Genomic DNA, 15,152 nt, shown 5'->3' on the forward strand with positions numbered 1-15,152 from the left:
CCATCGCGAGTTCTACTGCTTCAGGTTGACCAGCTCATTCAGCAGCTGGTCGGACGTCGAGATCACCCGGGCATTGGCCTGAAAGCCACGCTGCGAGATGATCACGTTGGTGAATTCCTGTGCCAGATCGACGTTGGAACCCTCCAACGCCCCTGAGGAGATGGTGGCATTGATCGTGGAACCCGCCGCCCCCCGTACCGCGTCGCCGGAATTGGCGGACGTGGTGTACATCGTCTCCCCGGTCTTCAGCAAGCCGCCGGGGTTGTTGAAATCGCCGAGGATGATCTGCCCCAGCGTTCGGGATACGCCGTTGGTGAACACGCCGGTGATCACGCCCACGTTGTCAATCGAGATCTGATCGAGCATGCCCATCCCATAGCCGTCCTGGTTCTTGGCAATGGCCGAGAAACTCGAGGCGAATCCGGTCAGGCCGTCGTAGTCACCGCCGGTACCGGCAAAGAGCTTGATTTCCATCATTTCCGCGCCGTTATCCGGATCGACGGAGAGGGCGTTGGTTGGATCGGCGAAGCTGAAGTCGGCCAGCGAGCCGTCACTGTTGAAGAGTACTGTGCCGTGGTCCCCCGACAACGGGACCTCCGTTCCTGCCAATGTCGCGTCCCAGCTCCATGTCCCCGGGGTCAACTGCTTGGTGAAGGTGAGCACGAGCGTGTGCTTGCCCCCCTGCGAATCGTAGACCGTAATCGAGGTTGCATGCGCGGTGTCCGCGGTCTCAATCTCGGCCGTTCCCGCGGCCAGTTGCGACGAGGAGATGATCGTCACGCCGCCGTCCCCCAATCCCGAGATTCCGGTGACAAGGCCGGAGGAGGCATTGAGTGTGACGCCGAGCGTGACCGGCGCCTCGGCCGTGCCACCGTGCGGTGTGAACGTGTCCGTCACGACCATGGTGTGCGCGATCCCATTGTTGACCTGGAAGGTCGACCCCACGGCCACGCCGAAGACCACGTCGGTGATGTCGTCGGCGACCGCCGTATTGGATGCGATGTTGTAGGCGGCTCCATCGCCGGCATACATGCGTGTTAACCTGATCGCCCCGCTGTCGAGCTCCGCGTGAACCCCATCGATCTTGTTGATCGCGGCGATCAAGTCGGCGACCGTGGACGTCAACGTCAGGCCGGTCACTGGAATGGCATTGCCGCCGTCGACCGACAGCGTGAATCCGGAATCCAACCCCGCCTGGGTCACGCCCAGTGTCCCCAGCGTGGCCGACATCGTCAGACCGGCCCCCCCGGAGGCCGTGGAGTTGGTCGGCTGATTGCCGGTGATGGTGAGTTCGTGCACGCCACCGGCGCCGTTGACCGCGATGCCGCTCACACTGTCGATATTGGTGGTGCCCGCACTGGTCAAGGTGGCCGTCGACGTCGTGGCCGCGGCATCGAGGTTGTTCGCCAGATGCACTTGCGTGGTCGCGCGCGCAGGGTCCTGCTGTCCGAACGGCAGCGTGATGTTGCCGATCGACGCGGTCGCCGGAATGACGCCGCTGGAGCTCGCCATCCGACCTTGCAGGAAGAGACCGTTGGACGGGTCCACGAGATTGGAATTCGCATCCAGACCGAAGGCGCCGGCGCGGGTGTAGTACTCCTGCCGCCCGTCGGAGAGAATGAAGAACCCCGATCCCTGTAAGGCCAAGTCGAGCAGTTGCCCGGTCGTCTCCAACCCGCCCTGTGAGAACATGTTGTCGACGGTGCCGACGCTCATTCCCAGGCCGAGCTGCACCGGGTTGGTTCCGCCGGAGGTCGATGACGGCCGTCCGGCACCACGCAGGGTCTGCACCAGGGCCTCACGGAACGTGACGCGTCCGGTCTTGAATCCGATCGTATTGATGTTCGCGATGTTGTCTCCGACGAGGTTCATGCGCACCATGTGATTGCGCAGACCGGAGACGCCGGCAAACAGCGAGCCCATCATAGCGGTACCCCTCCCGGTTTGATCGCGGCCTCCCCGGTCGGGGCCCAGCCGGACGATCCCTGTGACAGAGTGACAGTTGAATTGTTGTCGTTGTCATTGTGCGGCAGACCATTCACGACCACGGCCGCGTCGATCTGCGTGAACACCCCCGCTTCGAGTGTCTGACGGTCGAGGGCCGTCTTCACGGTGCGGTCGGGCACCGAGGCCACGACCGCCATGTCATCCAGTAGGAACAACGCCTCGCGCGATCCCTTGGCCGCCGCCATGTCGAAGGCGGTCTGCAACTGTTGAATGGTTGCATCACTGGGCATCAACCCGCGACGCACCATGCGGTCGGCCGCGTGCGCTGAGATCGTGATCTGTCGGGCGTCGAGCTGCGACTGGAGCACACGCGCGAACTCGCCGCGCGCGCGCGTTACGGGCGCAGGAGCCCTCCCCAGGGATTGCGCCGCGGCGCCGCGTATGGCCGATATGACACTCATGCCAAAGCGCCCTTATTCATCCTCCGCGACCACTTCCATGACGTTGGCCAGCGGAATGAGGACATTGTTCACGGCCAGTAAAGCCTGCCCGTCGGCGAACCGCACACCATCGACCGTGCCGCTGAAGTAGGCGTTGGCCATTACATCCTGGCCGTCGCTGTCCTTGGCCCGGATCTTGATCCCGTAGGCGCCGGTCGGGAGACGGTTTCCGGAGGCGTCCAGCCCGTCCCACGTGACCTGATTGGCACCCGCCGGACCACCGTCGACGCGCAACGCCCGGACCAGTTGTCCGGAGTCGTCATGGATCTCTACTGTGATGTCGGCCGCGGCTTTGTCCAAATCGAAACGAATGTCGGTATCTCCACTGGCCGGCAGCAACACATGATCGGTGGCAACGCGCACCGTTCGGCCGATCAGCGACGTCGACATGGTGTTGCTGATCGACTGGGAGACCTGCGCATTGGCCGTCAGCGCCCTCTCCAGATTTTCATTCATATTGTAGAGCTGCTCCAAGGAGCTGAACTGGGCCATCTGGGCGACGAAGTCCTCGTCCTGCATCGGCGACAACGGATCCTGATTTTGCAGTCGCGTGACGAACAGGCGGAGGAACTCGTCCTTGCCCATCGCCATGCGGTTCGTTCCCTGGGCCGGCGTGGTTGTCGACGTCGAAGATCCGACCACGGCGCTGGGACTCGAGAGAATCGGCATTGCGGACTCCTTGTCAGGTCAGGCCACGACGTTAAGGCCGGCCGCGTACTGCGGCATCCAACGCGCCCACGATGACTGTTCATCATAAGGGGCGCCGCGATGTCGGCGTTGACGATCCTGGCGCCAGGGATTCTCGCCCGGGTGCTCTTGGGTCAAGGACCGACCGAGCGGTGTTCGATCCGAGGCCAAGCGAGAGAGTACATCATCCGATCTGGCCCAGACGGCGTCGACCGTGCGGGAGACAGATGCCACCTCCAGGCGGTCGACACGGACACCGGCGTCGGCCAGTGTCTGGTGCAGTTGTGTGATGTCCCGTTCCACCGCCGCACGCGTCGCCTCGCTGTGGATGCGCAACCGCCCTACAACCCCCTCCAGACCGGACGTCAGATCGATACGGATGACTCCCAGTTCGGGCGGCTCCAGTCGTACTGTGATGTGGCCGGCCAATGCTTGCCGACTGGTCGTGTCGACGATGAACCTGGTCGGTGTCGTAGCCGACGACGCATCGCCTTCCGTTACCGGAATTTGGCCCGCACTCAGCGGCGATGCTTGCGTCCGTGAGGGGGCAGCCACATCAACAACGGTGCCGGTCGCGACAGTTGACGCACCCGTCTGCTGCACTGTCTCGGACGGGATGACATGCTCTTGCTCCCGCCCGGTTGGTGCCGCTGGTTGATGCGCAGGGTGCGGCCTTTGGTCGACCACCGGTCCCGGCTGGGCCACGTCACCACTTTCCGTCACAGCGCCAGTGGCAACTTTTCTGAAGGCCAACGGCCCGACTCGGGTATTATGCTGACTATTGTCATTGCCATTGACTCTCTGTGTCGAGTCGGGCGGCGTACCCGACGGTGATTCTGTCTCTGCAATACGTGGTCCACTCGGCGTGTTCCTCTCAGTCCATTCTTCCGGGACAACCGCCGTGACAATCGGTGCCGGCGCGGATTCACCCGCCATTTCCATCACAGCGACACGCGCGATGGGCATTTCGGCGGCCTCCTGGGTCTGCGCAACCTGAGGACCAGACGCAGCCACTTGTCCGATCGGCGGCAACTCAATGATCGGCTCTGGTCCATCCGCTGGCACTAAAGCAGTGAGCACACTGCGACCCGCCTGTGATTCGGAACCGGCCGTCACTGTCATCTCGACGGTGGTGTCGTTGGCGGTGCGTGCAAAGACCTCCGACAGGGCCTGACGTGACGCGATCGACAACACATTATCGCTGGTCGTCGCCGCGGTCTCCGGAGATCCCGGCAGCGATGGCTTGCCGTCGACCGCGGAGTCCACGGAGACAATCGGGAGAGAGAACTCCACGTTCGTTGTCGGATCCGCGGGAATTGTCGGCCGAGAGTCTTGTGATGCCGGCTGCGCCGTATCGACAGAGAGCGTGACGCCAGTTGACGGCCGAAATGAGACGAGACTGAATACCGTCGCCTCGGAGAGTGCAGGCAGGTCTGAGGACCCGGCAAGTGCAACGGTTTGCTTCGAGGCCAGCGGATCTTCGGAAGCGTACAGAGACGGTATGACTTCGGCGGGGTGTGGTGCCGTAGGGACTACCGTGTCCTCCAGAACCGACAGTGCTGAACTTGACAGCGACAGGTTTGTTGACGGCGCGGTGAGCACCCCGTCAGTGGCCACAGGTACGGCATCAGTGGCAGGATCCGTGATCTCCGCCACGAACAGTGGGGCGTAGGAAACCAGACCGGTCTCTGCCACCAGTGGGTCCGTGGTCTTTGTGTCCAATTGTGCCGGTGTGCCGAGATCGCCAATCACGGGAGTCGTGCTCGACGTCGACCCGTCACCGGTCGATGCGGCCTCGGCGATGATGCCATCGGGATCCTCGCTGAGGATTGGCGCGAAAAGAGGGGCCTGCGCCAAAAGAAGCAATTGGAACGCGACCTCCGGTGCGCCGGATGTCCCATCGGGAACAGATCCCAGCCCCCCTGTGGGTGGCAGGGACGACAAATCGGGTTTGCCTGTCGGCAGGATGGGAGGGGCAGCAAGTGTCATCAGCGACTCGGCTACGGCTTGGGTGTCAAGAGCTGCGTGGCGATCTCGGCGGCACGTTCGGGAGGCAATAGTGCCAGGACCTTGGATGCATTCTGTGGTTTCATGTTGGGCAGCACGGACAGGATCGTGCCGTTGTCCAGCTTCGCCATCAGTGGCGTCAGTTCGTCCGGCTTCATGCCGTCCAGGAGCTTCGCCATGTAGAGGACCTTCTCATTGGCAATGCCATTCTGCTTGGCGAGCAACTGCTCTACTTCCGCCTTCAGCCGATGAAGCTCCTGCTTCTCAGCCTGAACACGAGCGGATTCGATCTGCAACTGGCGTCGGGCCTGGTCCAGTTCGGCCAACGCCGCGTCCGTGTCGATCGCTGTCGTGTCCCGTCCGACAGCTTCGAGACTCGCCGCAGCGCGCCCGAACGGCGAGAAATAGGTCGACGGCTGGGTCGGTCCCCCCGCCAGCGTGTCATGCCCCGGGGTCGCGGACGCGCCGGGTTGTTCTGTCGCCGGCGGCTTGGCGTCGAAGACGCCCATGAAGTAGCTGAACACCGCCAGGAAAACGACAAGACTGACCACGCCAGAGATGGCAAGCACGACGGGACTGAGTCTCTTGGCCTTCTTGGCGGGGGCATCCGTCGATGCTGCCTTTTTGTCGTCTTTGGATGTCTCGGCGGCGGCCGCCGTCTTGTCGTCTCCCGGCGTCGCGGTCTTCTGCTTTGGGTCTTTCGGATCGTCTGCCATATGAGCAACCATCCATCGCGCGGACGCGATTATCCGTGCTGATCTGTGCAACCCGCGTGCCGTGCGCCGACGGCCGCACCGCCGTTACCCACAATCACTTGGCGCCATTGCATCTGGGCAGAATCGTCGATGGGAAGAGTGCAGCCGCCTCGGCGCGCGACCTCATGTGGCGCGGTCAGTAGTTCCCAGCTCTCCGGCAAGTCCTTCCTGCCATCACTTCGCTCACCCGCGCGGAGCTGCGCTCCGTGTGAACTTCTCCCCCGCCGTTGCGTCGATGTCCTTCTGCACGGTTCTTTGAACCTCGCGATTGTGTTCCTCCCACGCCTTTCGACGCAGCCGTTGATATGCCTCCACCTCTCGCGACTGCTCGACCAGACGCAGACGAGCCTCCTCCACCCTGGTCGCCGCCTGCTGCACAGCCGTCTGCCGCTCCTGAACCCGTCGGTGGGCGGCATCGAGCGCGTTGCGGCCTAAGATCCAATCCGACGGACACGATGGTTTGTCGGCCAAGCGGAGATAGGACTCGGTCATCGAACCGTGCCGATCCTCTGCGGCGCGCAGTTCATCCTCGCGCATTCCCAGTTCGTGACGGGAACGACCCAAGGCGAGGGCGCACTGCCCCTTTTCTGCCACCTTGAGGCGCAACAGGCGCTGGAGACGAAAGTGGAACGGCTTCATGGTGCACACACGCCCGACGGATCGGCTCGCGGCGCTATTCGCCCGCGGTCGGGTCAAAGAGCGTTGGCGGGGACGTGGCGTTGACCAGCGAGGCCAGATGCTCCCATGCACCCGACGGATCGGCCGACTCGGCGACGTCTTGTCGCAGGAACGAGCGCAACCCTTCCATAGTGTCGATGGCGCGGTCGATCTTGGCGGAGGAACCCTTCTTGTAAGCACCGACCGCGATCAGATCCTCGGCATCGTGAAAGGTGGCTATCAGGTCGCGAACCTCACCGGCCAGAGTGCGCTCGGATGGCGTCAACACATCGGCGGCGACGCGCGAGATCGAGCCGAGAACATCGATGGCAGGATAGTGATTCTCCGAGGCCAGTCGCCGGGACAAGACGACATGACCATCCAGGACCGCACGGCAGGCATCGGAGATCGGCTCGGTGATGTCATCGCCCTCGACGAGGACCGTGTAGATCCCGGTGATGGAACCGCGCGCCGAGCGGCCGCATCGCTCCATCAGCCGCGGCAACAGCGCGAAGACCGATGGCGGGAATCCGCGTGTGGTCGGAGGTTCGCCGGCGGCCAGACCCACCTCACGCTGTGCCAGGGCCCAACGTGTGATTGAGTCGACCAACAGCATGACATCGGCGCCGCGATCGCGAAAGTGCTCGGCGATGGCCGTCCCGGTGACCGCCGCCTTGAGTCGCAAAAGCGCCGGCCGGTCCGAGGTGCAGACGACCGTTACGGCGCGCTTGCGCCCCTCGGCTCCGAGATCACGATCGAGGAAATCGCGCACCTCCTTGCCCCGTTCGCCGACCAGGGCGATGACGTTGACGTCCGCCGAGGAGGTACGCGCGATCATTCCCAGCAGCGTGCTCTTCCCGACTCCCGATCCGGCGAAGAGGCCCATGCGCTGCCCCTTCCCCATCGTCAGCAGGGTGTCGATCGCCCGGATGCCGGTCGAGATGCGTTCCGTCACACGAGGGCGGCTCAGCGGATCGGGTGGCGAGGCAACAAGGGGCTGTCTGTGCGCATTTGAGATCGGTTCCATCCCATCGACCGGATGGCCCAGCGCATCGACCACGCGCCCCAAGAGACCATCCCCGACCTGCACCGTCAGCGGCTCGCCGCTGGCCGTGACAATCCAGCCTGGTCCGATGCCCTGATGCTCCCCCAAAGGCAGGAGGAGAATCTTACCCTGACGGAAACCGACTACCTCCGCCGGGACAGATCGACGTCCTTTCAGGTCTTCCAGGCGGCAAAACTCTCCGACCCGGGCCGCCGGACCATCCGCTTCGACGGTCAGCCCCACCATCCCGACAACACGGCCCGTTGGCCGAATCGTCTCGGCACGCGCAATCGCGCTCAGATACCGATCCCAATCGACCGGCGCAAGCGGCATCTGGAAATCGAGGGTGCGCATCGCTTGATGAGGAGCACGCCCTGGGATCCGACATCGTCAGGGTGCTGTTGTGTCGCGCCTCGCAGGGGCTCTACTCAGTCGTCTCTGCCCGCGCGGTGATGCCCCGCTCCGGATCGGGTTTTCGAGCCGTGGTTCGTTCCGTGCTGTCGGCGGGTTGTACTGCATCCCAGAGCGCTCCGCGCAGAATCGCCAATTGCTGTTCGACGCGTGCGTCAATCACCCCGAGCGTGGTTTCCAGCACACACCCGCCGGGCCCGATCTCTTCATCCGGCAGCCACCGGACTTGGATCGAACCGGGCAAATTGACCGAAGCCGACGACTCTTCCCCGCGGATCAGCGCGAGGTCTTTCGGGTGGCAACGAACCGCGACCCGGTCGACATCACCGAGGCAGGCAAAGGCGTCACCCAGAGCCCGCGTGATCGTACCAGCCAGCGGCGGGCGATCAGCGAGGATTTCCTCGAGCGCACGGCAGACGAGTTCAACGATCTGTTTTTCGTAGGCGGCAAACCACTCTGCCCGTGTGCCTGCCAGGGTGGCCACCAGCTCGTTTGCAAATCGTGCGGTGCGGTCCAATTCCGCCGATGCCGCGTCGCGCGCCACGGCCGCGCCGTCGTTGTAGCCGTCGCGGTATGCCTGTTCCCGCGCCGCCTGGTGCTGTCTCTCCAAGGCCGCCAAGTGCCGTCGGTGACGTTCCTCCGCTTCCTGGACCGACTGCGGGCGAAGGTCGATTTCGATCCGTCCGCCGGACGAGCCATCGCCGACCCGGACGCGCCGCTCCGACACGAGCGTCGGGCGTCGAATGCGCTCAGAGAATGACATCGTCTTTGCCTCCGCGGCCGGCAACGACGACCTGCCCTTCCTCTTCGAGACGGCGAACCACTGCCACAATCCGTTCCTGCGCCTTCTCCACGTCCGACAGTCGCATCGGGCCCAAAAATTCGATTTCCTCCCGGATCATCGCCGCCACGCGTTCGGAGACGTTGGAGAAGATCTTCAACTTGATGTCCTCGGACGCCGCCTTCATCGCCGCGGCCAGTTCCTTCGTTTCCACTTCCTTCAAGACCCGCTGCATCGACCGGTCGTCGAGCAGCACCATATCTTCAAAGACGAACATCAGGTTCTTGATCTCGTTGGCCAACTGGGCATCCTCTCCCTCGAGCACCTTCATGATGCGGCGCTCCGTCGAGGTGTCGATGATGTTGAGGATCTCGGCGACCGTCTTGGGGCCGCCCGAGACCGACAGGTCCCGTGTCGTGGTGGCCTCAAACTGCATCGCGAGCACTTCCTCCAGTTGACGGAGGACATCGGGAGAGATCTTCTCCATCGTGGCCAGTCGCAGCACGACTTCGGTCTGCAATTCGGGGGCCAATTCCGCCAGAACAGCCGCCGCCTGCTGGGACGACAACTGCGTCAGGATCAGCGAAATCGTCTGCGGGTGCTCACTCTGCATCAGATTGATCAGCGTGCGTGGCTCGACATGCTTGAGCATGTCGAAGCCGGTCTTCTGCAAGGAGCCCTCCAGACGCATCAGAATCTCGCCGGCCTTGCTCCGTCCCAATGCCTCTTCGAGAAGACTACGGGCAAAATCGATCCCACCCTGCGCGACATACTGCCGCGCCATGAAGATCGTATGGCACTCCTTGATGACGCTCGCCTCCAGCTCGGGGGAGACATCCGGCATGTTGGCGATCTCGACCGTCAGACGCTCAATCTCGCTCTCCGTGAGATACTTGAAAACCTCGGCGGCGACCTCGCGTCCGAAGACGACGAGGGCCACGGCGGCCTTCTGTGCCGGGGTCAGAGCAACGGTCTCGGTTTCAGCGGCCGGCACGCTGCTACTCCACCATCAACGTCTTGATCACCTTGGCGATCTCCTGCGGGCGTTCCTTGGCCACCACTCCCATCTGGTCGGAGAGCTTGGCTTTCCGAGGCCCTGTAGAAATCGCCGTGATTGCCTCATCTTCGATCGTCGGCAACGGTGCCGCATGGCGCGGCTGGTAGGTCACCGGCGGTACGAGGTTCTTCAATGCGCGCAGCATCTTCTTGACGATCCGCCAACCGAAGAAGGCGCCGGCAAGAATCAGAAGGCCATATCCCACCTTGTAGGCGATGTCGTAGTAGAACTGCTTCTTGCCGACTTGATCAAGCGCACGCCGCTCTTCGTCGAGGTGGGAGGTATCGAACGGGATGCTGACGACCTCGATCGCGTCGTTGCGGTCGCTCTGGAACCCGATGGCGGCTTTCACGAGCGCCGAAATGCGGTCCAGGTCCTCCTGGGGCCGCGGTTCCACCGTCGCCCCTTGCGCGGATCCGGGGACCGAGTCCTTGCGCACGCCATCGACAATGACCGAGACGCTCAAGCGTGAGATGGCGCCTACGGCGGAGACGATCTTTTGCACTGTCCGGTTGACTTCGTAGTTGATCAGCGACGATTCGCGGGTCGAGAGGGGCTCACTGTCCGTCTCGCCCGCCCCCGCGTCACCTGTTGTCTTTTCGCTCGTTTGCTCCTGTGAGACAATCGCGAGGTTGTCGGGATCGTACTGTTCGACTGTCTTCTCGGCCTGCTCGAAGTTCAGCGTGGCATTGACGCGGACCATCGCCTTGCGCGGTCCCAGCACGCCGTCCAACAGCGACTGTGCCTTCTGCTGCAGGTATCCCTCCACAGACTGCTGCAGTTCCAGTTGACGGCTACTGGCCGCCACTGGACTTCCATCTTCCTGGCCGGACGACAGAAGCGTCCCATTTTGATCGATCACCGTGACATGCTGCGGGTTGAGCCCCTCCACCGCCGAGGCCACGAGGTGCGTGATCCCGGCGACGCGGCCCCGATCCAACGATCCGACCGGCGACACTTTGAGCACGACAGAGGCGGTGGGTGACTTTTGGTCCTGTGTGAACAGGCGGCTCTCCGGCATCACGATGTGAACACGAACCGCCGCCACTTCCTTCAGGGTCGCAATCGACTTGGCCAGCTCACCTTCGAGGGCACGCCGGTAATTGACCTTCTGAAGGAAATCGGTCATCCCGAGGTTGCTCTTGTCGAACAGTTCGAAACCGACGGCACCTCGCGGGAGTCCTTCGGCGGCGAGGCGCAGCCGAACGTCGTGGACTTTATTGGCCGGGACCAGAACGGCGGAGCCGCCGTCCGAGAGACGGTACGGCACCTTCATCTGGTCGAGCTGGTCGATGACTTCGCCGGCCTCCTCGGCGGGAAGGCGGGTATAGAGAACGCCGTACGTCACGTGACGGACCCACATGCCGACCGTCACGGCGCCGGCGATCAGTGCGACGATGATGCAAACCGCCAGGAACCGACGGTTCGCGTCCATCGCGCGGAAGGCATCCCACCAGCGTCCCATGCAGTCTCACCCTCAATGGCGGGATGGCTCGTTCCGATGAGTTCCCGCGCTGGTTCTCAAACCGGCATCCGCATCAGTTCCTGATAGGCCTCGACCAAACGATTGCGCATCTCCACGAGGAGTTCGAAGGCGGTTCCCGCCTCCTCGGCGGCGATCATCACCCGGTGGAGCTCGACGTCTTCTCCCGAGAGGAGTCGGTTTTCCAGCGCCGATGCCTGCGACTGCAACTCGCTCACCTGATCCAGAAGATCGCCGAAGACGTTGCCCGGTCTTTGGGCATCGCTCGTCGGTTTCGGCGTCGAGACAGCAGGCGCTTCCCCGGATGCCCCCGGGAGCATGATCGGTCCGATCGGATCGAGCGGATTCATGCGATCACATCCACGTAGCGACCCAAGTGGGGCGGCCCATCAGCGGTAACCGCACGCGGTGCCGGAGCCGGCATCGGCCTGGCCGTCGGGATTCGCATTGTGAGGCCGACCGGGAACTCAGCCGCCGGCATGCTCTCATCTTCCGGAACAACAGCCGGGGCCGGGTTCGCCGATGCCACGGGCGGCATCCAAGGACGAATCACGGGTGACGTGTTCATTGTCAGGAAATCTCCTTACGCTGTGTCGTCCTTTTTGTCGCGATGAAATCCGCCGGGACGATCCCTGTCCCGGCGGATTCACTCGGCACCCCGACATCCGTGCGGTTCTTCCCGGCTGATGCCGCGGTGTCCCGGAGAAGGAGCGACGCAATCTTCCTCATATCATCGGTCAGATGTTGAGAGCGCGATCGACCATCGACTTCACCGCCTCGGCGGCCGTGATGTTGGCTTCGTAGGCGCGCGATGCGTCCATCAACTCGACCATTTCCGTCACAATCTCGACATCGGGCATCGCCACATACCCATCGGCATTGGCATCCGGATGCGAGGGATCATAGATCATCTTGACCTCATCCGCGGACCCGGCCACGGTCTGTGCCCGCACCGCGGGTACAGCCGGGGGTCCCCCCGGTGCACCGGCCGGAGCGGGAATGCGGTGACCGTTGCGCGTGCGCTTGAGCGACAGTCGCGCCGCTTCGAGCTCGCTGTTGAATGCCGCGCGCGCCTGCGCCGCCTCGATCGTCACACTCTGCCGACGATATGGCCCGCCGGTGGGTGTGCGTGTGGTCTCGGCGTTGGCGATGTTCTCGGCGGCCACGTCCATTCGTTGCCGTTGGACCGACAGGCCATCGGCGGCAATTGCGAGCACTTTCAGAGGGCCCAGTGCCATGGGTGTCTCTAATCAGAATAGACGAAAGAAAGAGCCCCTCACCCGATCCGTCCTGCGGACGGATCGACCTCTCCCGGAGGGAGAGGTTATCTGTCTCCCTCTCCCTCCGGGAGAGGGTCGGGGTGAGGGATCTTTGCACACAAAACGGTACATTCTACGTTACCCGTTACCGGCGGCCACGAATCGCCAACTGGATGCCGTCGAACTTCCGGCTGACCAGACGCGTGGCAATGGAATATTCCAACTGGTTCTCGGCGACCTTGGCCATTTCCTGATCGAGTGAGAGCGCGTAGTTGTCGCCTGGCGCCGGTGCATCGGTCACGACCTTGTAGGTGCGCGTCGCCGCGTGGCTGGTGATGTGTCCCGGACGTGTCATTCTCATTCCCACCGGCGACTGATTCTGCTGCGCAGCCTTCAACTCGGCGGCAAAATTGATGTCCTTGCGCCGGTACCCCGGCGTTTCGGCGTTGGCCACGTTCTCGGTAAGCAGACGCTGCCGCGCCGCCGTCAGATCGAGCGCGCGTTCCAAGCGGGGAATGCCAATCTGATCAAAGAGCGCCGTCTGAATCGGGTTGGGCATGATCCACTCCCCCACTCCCCTGTTGGCAAGTGTTGTGCCAATCCCAGCCCGGCGAGTCCAACCGGTTGCGGGACCACCGATTGTGGCTATGACGGCCGGGAGTTCATGAGGCACGCTGTCCGACGCCGACGGAAGTTTTTTCCGTGCAGCCGCGAGAGAATCGTCTTGGTCAATGAGATTCGTCGGTCAGGTGCTCTGCTTGCGGTGAGCAGGGCTCCTGACCTACGGAGATTCGTGAAACACGAACGACAGGACCGATCAATTGCCGGTCGAGGCCGCGGTCAGTCTGGGAGCCTCAGGTGTGACGCCGCGCGGCTCGTAGAGACTCATCTGTTCGGAAAGAATCACGATGTCGACGCGGCGGTTTTTGGCCATCGAGTCAGGGGTGTCATTGGGTGCGACCGGGCGGTAGTGCCCATACCCGACCGCGGAGATGCGGGTCGGCGCAAAGCCGGTCGAGTCGACCAAAAAGCGCAGCACTGACGTGGCGCGCGCGGTCGAAAGTTCCCAGTTCGAGGGGAACCGCGGTGTATTGATCGGGCGGGGATCGGTGTGACCCTCGACGCGGACGTCGTTGCGGACCTTGCTGATCTCGCCGCCGATCGTGCGCAGAATCGTGATCGCACCGGGAGTCAGCTCCGCCTTCCCCTCATCGAAGAGAGCACCCTCGCGGACATGGATTACAAGTCCACGTTCGGAGAGGTCCGAGGAGATCGACGCCTCCATCCGTTCCTTGTGGACCATCTGCTGGAGCTGTTTCTGCACGAGGCGCAGCGCCCCGGTCTTGAGCGGACCACCGCCGAGGAGATCATCGGGTTGGACCTGGTCCAATGCGGCGCTTTGCCCGCGCAACACCCCGGTCAGGGCATTCGACATCGCCCCAAACTTCTTGGCATCGATGCGCGACATTGAGTACATCACCACAAAGAACGCCAGCAGCAGGGTGATCAGATCGGCATAGGTCAACAACCACCGTTCGTGGTTGTCGTGAACCGGAGGGGTCTTCGGCTTGCGCATCATATACTCGCCGTTACTCGGGCGGCCGTAGTTCGGGACGGAGGAAACCCATCAGCTTGGTGCGGATCACCCGTGGATTGTCGCCCGACTGGATGGCAATGGTCCCCGCCAGGTAGAGATTGAGCATCAACATCTCCTCGGTATGGCGGAAGCGCAACTTGTCGGCGATCGGCAGGAAGAAGAGGTTGGCGGTTCCGACTCCCCAGAGCGTGGCGATGAACGCGGTGGCGATCGAGGCCGCCATCTTGGTGGCATCGTCGGTGTTGGCCAGCGTGTGAATCAGACCGAGAACGGTTCCCAAGATGCCCAACGTAGGCGCGAATCCGCCCATCTTGTTGAACAGGACGACGCCGTTGTGGTGCCGCTCCTCGATATTGGCGATCTCACTCTCCATGATGTCGGTGAGTACCGTGACCTCGGTCCCATCGATGACAAGCTGGACGCCCTTCTTGAAGAAGGGATCGTCGATTCGCGCCAGGTCCGTTTCCAAGCCCAGAACGCCATCACGCCGGGCGTGCTGAGCGATGGACACGATCTGATCAATGGCGTGTTCCGGGTCACGCGCCCGTGCCCGCAGGGCGATGGCGAGATATTTCGGTATGCTGCGGAAGGTGGCGAAGGACGTGGTAATCATCGAAGCGCCAACTGTGCCGCCGATGACCAACAGCATCGCCGGGAGCTGGAAGATCGCTCCCAGATGCCCCCCTTCCAGCACAAAGCCGACGACCACGGCGGAGAGGCCGAGGATCAATCCTCCGATGGTGGCAATATCCATGACGCTCCGCGCGCAGGTGCCCCTTGTTCCGGAGTTTCGGAACCCGGGACAAGTACGGCTCGATGGACCGGCTGCGTGTCCAACGCCTGTGGGCCCGGACTCCTCTGAGGCCCGTCAAGCCGTTGACACACCGGCGCTTGTTGGGATTATCGGCGGTTCTCCGAGGGACTGAAGTGAAGCGCCTGCCAACCGGCGATCGTACTTGCCCCGCA

General features: G+C 63.0%; 15 protein-coding genes. All 15 read right to left on the reverse strand.

The window, feature by feature from the left end:
• Positions 1 to 12: 12 nt before the first annotated feature.
• Entirely contained in the window at positions 13 to 1,926 is a 1,914-nt protein-coding gene (locus AB1792_03470; protein ID MEW5701269.1) for a flagellar hook-basal body complex protein, read from the reverse strand.
• The gene (locus tag AB1792_03475) at positions 1,923 to 2,408 is read right to left on the reverse strand and encodes a hypothetical protein (protein ID MEW5701270.1); all 486 of its coding nucleotides are present in this window, start codon (positions 2,406 to 2,408) and stop codon (positions 1,923 to 1,925) included. The genes AB1792_03470 and AB1792_03475 overlap by 4 nt, the downstream gene beginning before the upstream one ends.
• Before the next feature lie 12 nt (positions 2,409 to 2,420).
• The gene (locus AB1792_03480) at positions 2,421 to 3,116 is read right to left on the reverse strand and encodes a flagellar hook capping FlgD N-terminal domain-containing protein (protein ID MEW5701271.1); all 696 of its coding nucleotides are present in this window, start codon (positions 3,114 to 3,116) and stop codon (positions 2,421 to 2,423) included.
• 18 nt (positions 3,117 to 3,134) lie between these two features.
• Positions 3,135 to 5,123: a flagellar hook-length control protein FliK gene (locus AB1792_03485; protein ID MEW5701272.1), complete on the reverse strand. Its 1,989-nt coding sequence runs from the start codon at positions 5,121 to 5,123 to the stop codon at positions 3,135 to 3,137.
• Positions 5,124 to 5,134: 11 nt separating this feature from the next.
• Complete coding sequence (locus tag AB1792_03490) at positions 5,135 to 5,857, reverse strand: hypothetical protein (GenBank protein MEW5701273.1); 723 nt, start codon at positions 5,855 to 5,857, stop codon at positions 5,135 to 5,137.
• 222 nt (positions 5,858 to 6,079) lie between these two features.
• On the reverse strand, positions 6,080 to 6,535 hold the full coding sequence (gene fliJ, locus AB1792_03495) for a flagellar export protein FliJ (GenBank protein MEW5701274.1): 456 nt from the start codon (positions 6,533 to 6,535) through the stop codon (positions 6,080 to 6,082).
• Positions 6,536 to 6,569: 34 nt separating this feature from the next.
• Positions 6,570 to 7,931, reverse strand: coding sequence for a FliI/YscN family ATPase (locus AB1792_03500; protein MEW5701275.1), 1,362 nt, complete (start codon positions 7,929 to 7,931; stop codon positions 6,570 to 6,572).
• 91 nt (positions 7,932 to 8,022) lie between these two features.
• Positions 8,023 to 8,772, reverse strand: coding sequence for a FliH/SctL family protein (locus AB1792_03505; GenBank protein MEW5701276.1), 750 nt, complete (start codon positions 8,770 to 8,772; stop codon positions 8,023 to 8,025).
• Positions 8,759 to 9,784, reverse strand: coding sequence for a flagellar motor switch protein FliG (gene fliG / locus AB1792_03510; GenBank protein MEW5701277.1), 1,026 nt, complete (start codon positions 9,782 to 9,784; stop codon positions 8,759 to 8,761). Before fliG ends, AB1792_03505 begins: the two co-directional genes overlap by 14 nt.
• Before the next feature lie 4 nt (positions 9,785 to 9,788).
• Positions 9,789 to 11,312, reverse strand: coding sequence for a flagellar basal-body MS-ring/collar protein FliF (gene fliF / locus AB1792_03515; GenBank protein ID MEW5701278.1), 1,524 nt, complete (start codon positions 11,310 to 11,312; stop codon positions 9,789 to 9,791).
• Positions 11,313 to 11,368: 56 nt separating this feature from the next.
• Positions 11,369 to 11,680: a flagellar hook-basal body complex protein FliE gene (gene fliE, locus AB1792_03520; protein MEW5701279.1), complete on the reverse strand. Its 312-nt coding sequence runs from the start codon at positions 11,678 to 11,680 to the stop codon at positions 11,369 to 11,371.
• Positions 11,681 to 12,067: 387 nt separating this feature from the next.
• Complete coding sequence (gene flgC, locus AB1792_03525; protein MEW5701280.1) at positions 12,068 to 12,568, reverse strand: flagellar basal body rod protein FlgC; 501 nt, start codon at positions 12,566 to 12,568, stop codon at positions 12,068 to 12,070.
• Positions 12,569 to 12,734: 166 nt separating this feature from the next.
• A complete protein-coding gene (gene flgB / locus AB1792_03530) occupies positions 12,735 to 13,148 on the reverse strand; it encodes a flagellar basal body rod protein FlgB (GenBank protein MEW5701281.1) in 414 nt (137 codons plus the stop codon).
• A 258-nt stretch (positions 13,149 to 13,406) separates the two neighbouring features.
• The gene (locus tag AB1792_03535; protein MEW5701282.1) at positions 13,407 to 14,168 is read right to left on the reverse strand and encodes a flagellar motor protein MotB; all 762 of its coding nucleotides are present in this window, start codon (positions 14,166 to 14,168) and stop codon (positions 13,407 to 13,409) included.
• Positions 14,169 to 14,178: 10 nt separating this feature from the next.
• On the reverse strand, positions 14,179 to 14,940 hold the full coding sequence (locus AB1792_03540) for a flagellar motor protein (GenBank protein ID MEW5701283.1): 762 nt from the start codon (positions 14,938 to 14,940) through the stop codon (positions 14,179 to 14,181).
• Positions 14,941 to 15,152 lie beyond the last annotated feature (212 nt).

It is taken from the genome of Candidatus Zixiibacteriota bacterium (assembly GCA_040752595.1).
Classification (GTDB): Bacteria; Zixibacteria; MSB-5A5; order WJJR01; family WJJR01; genus JACQFV01.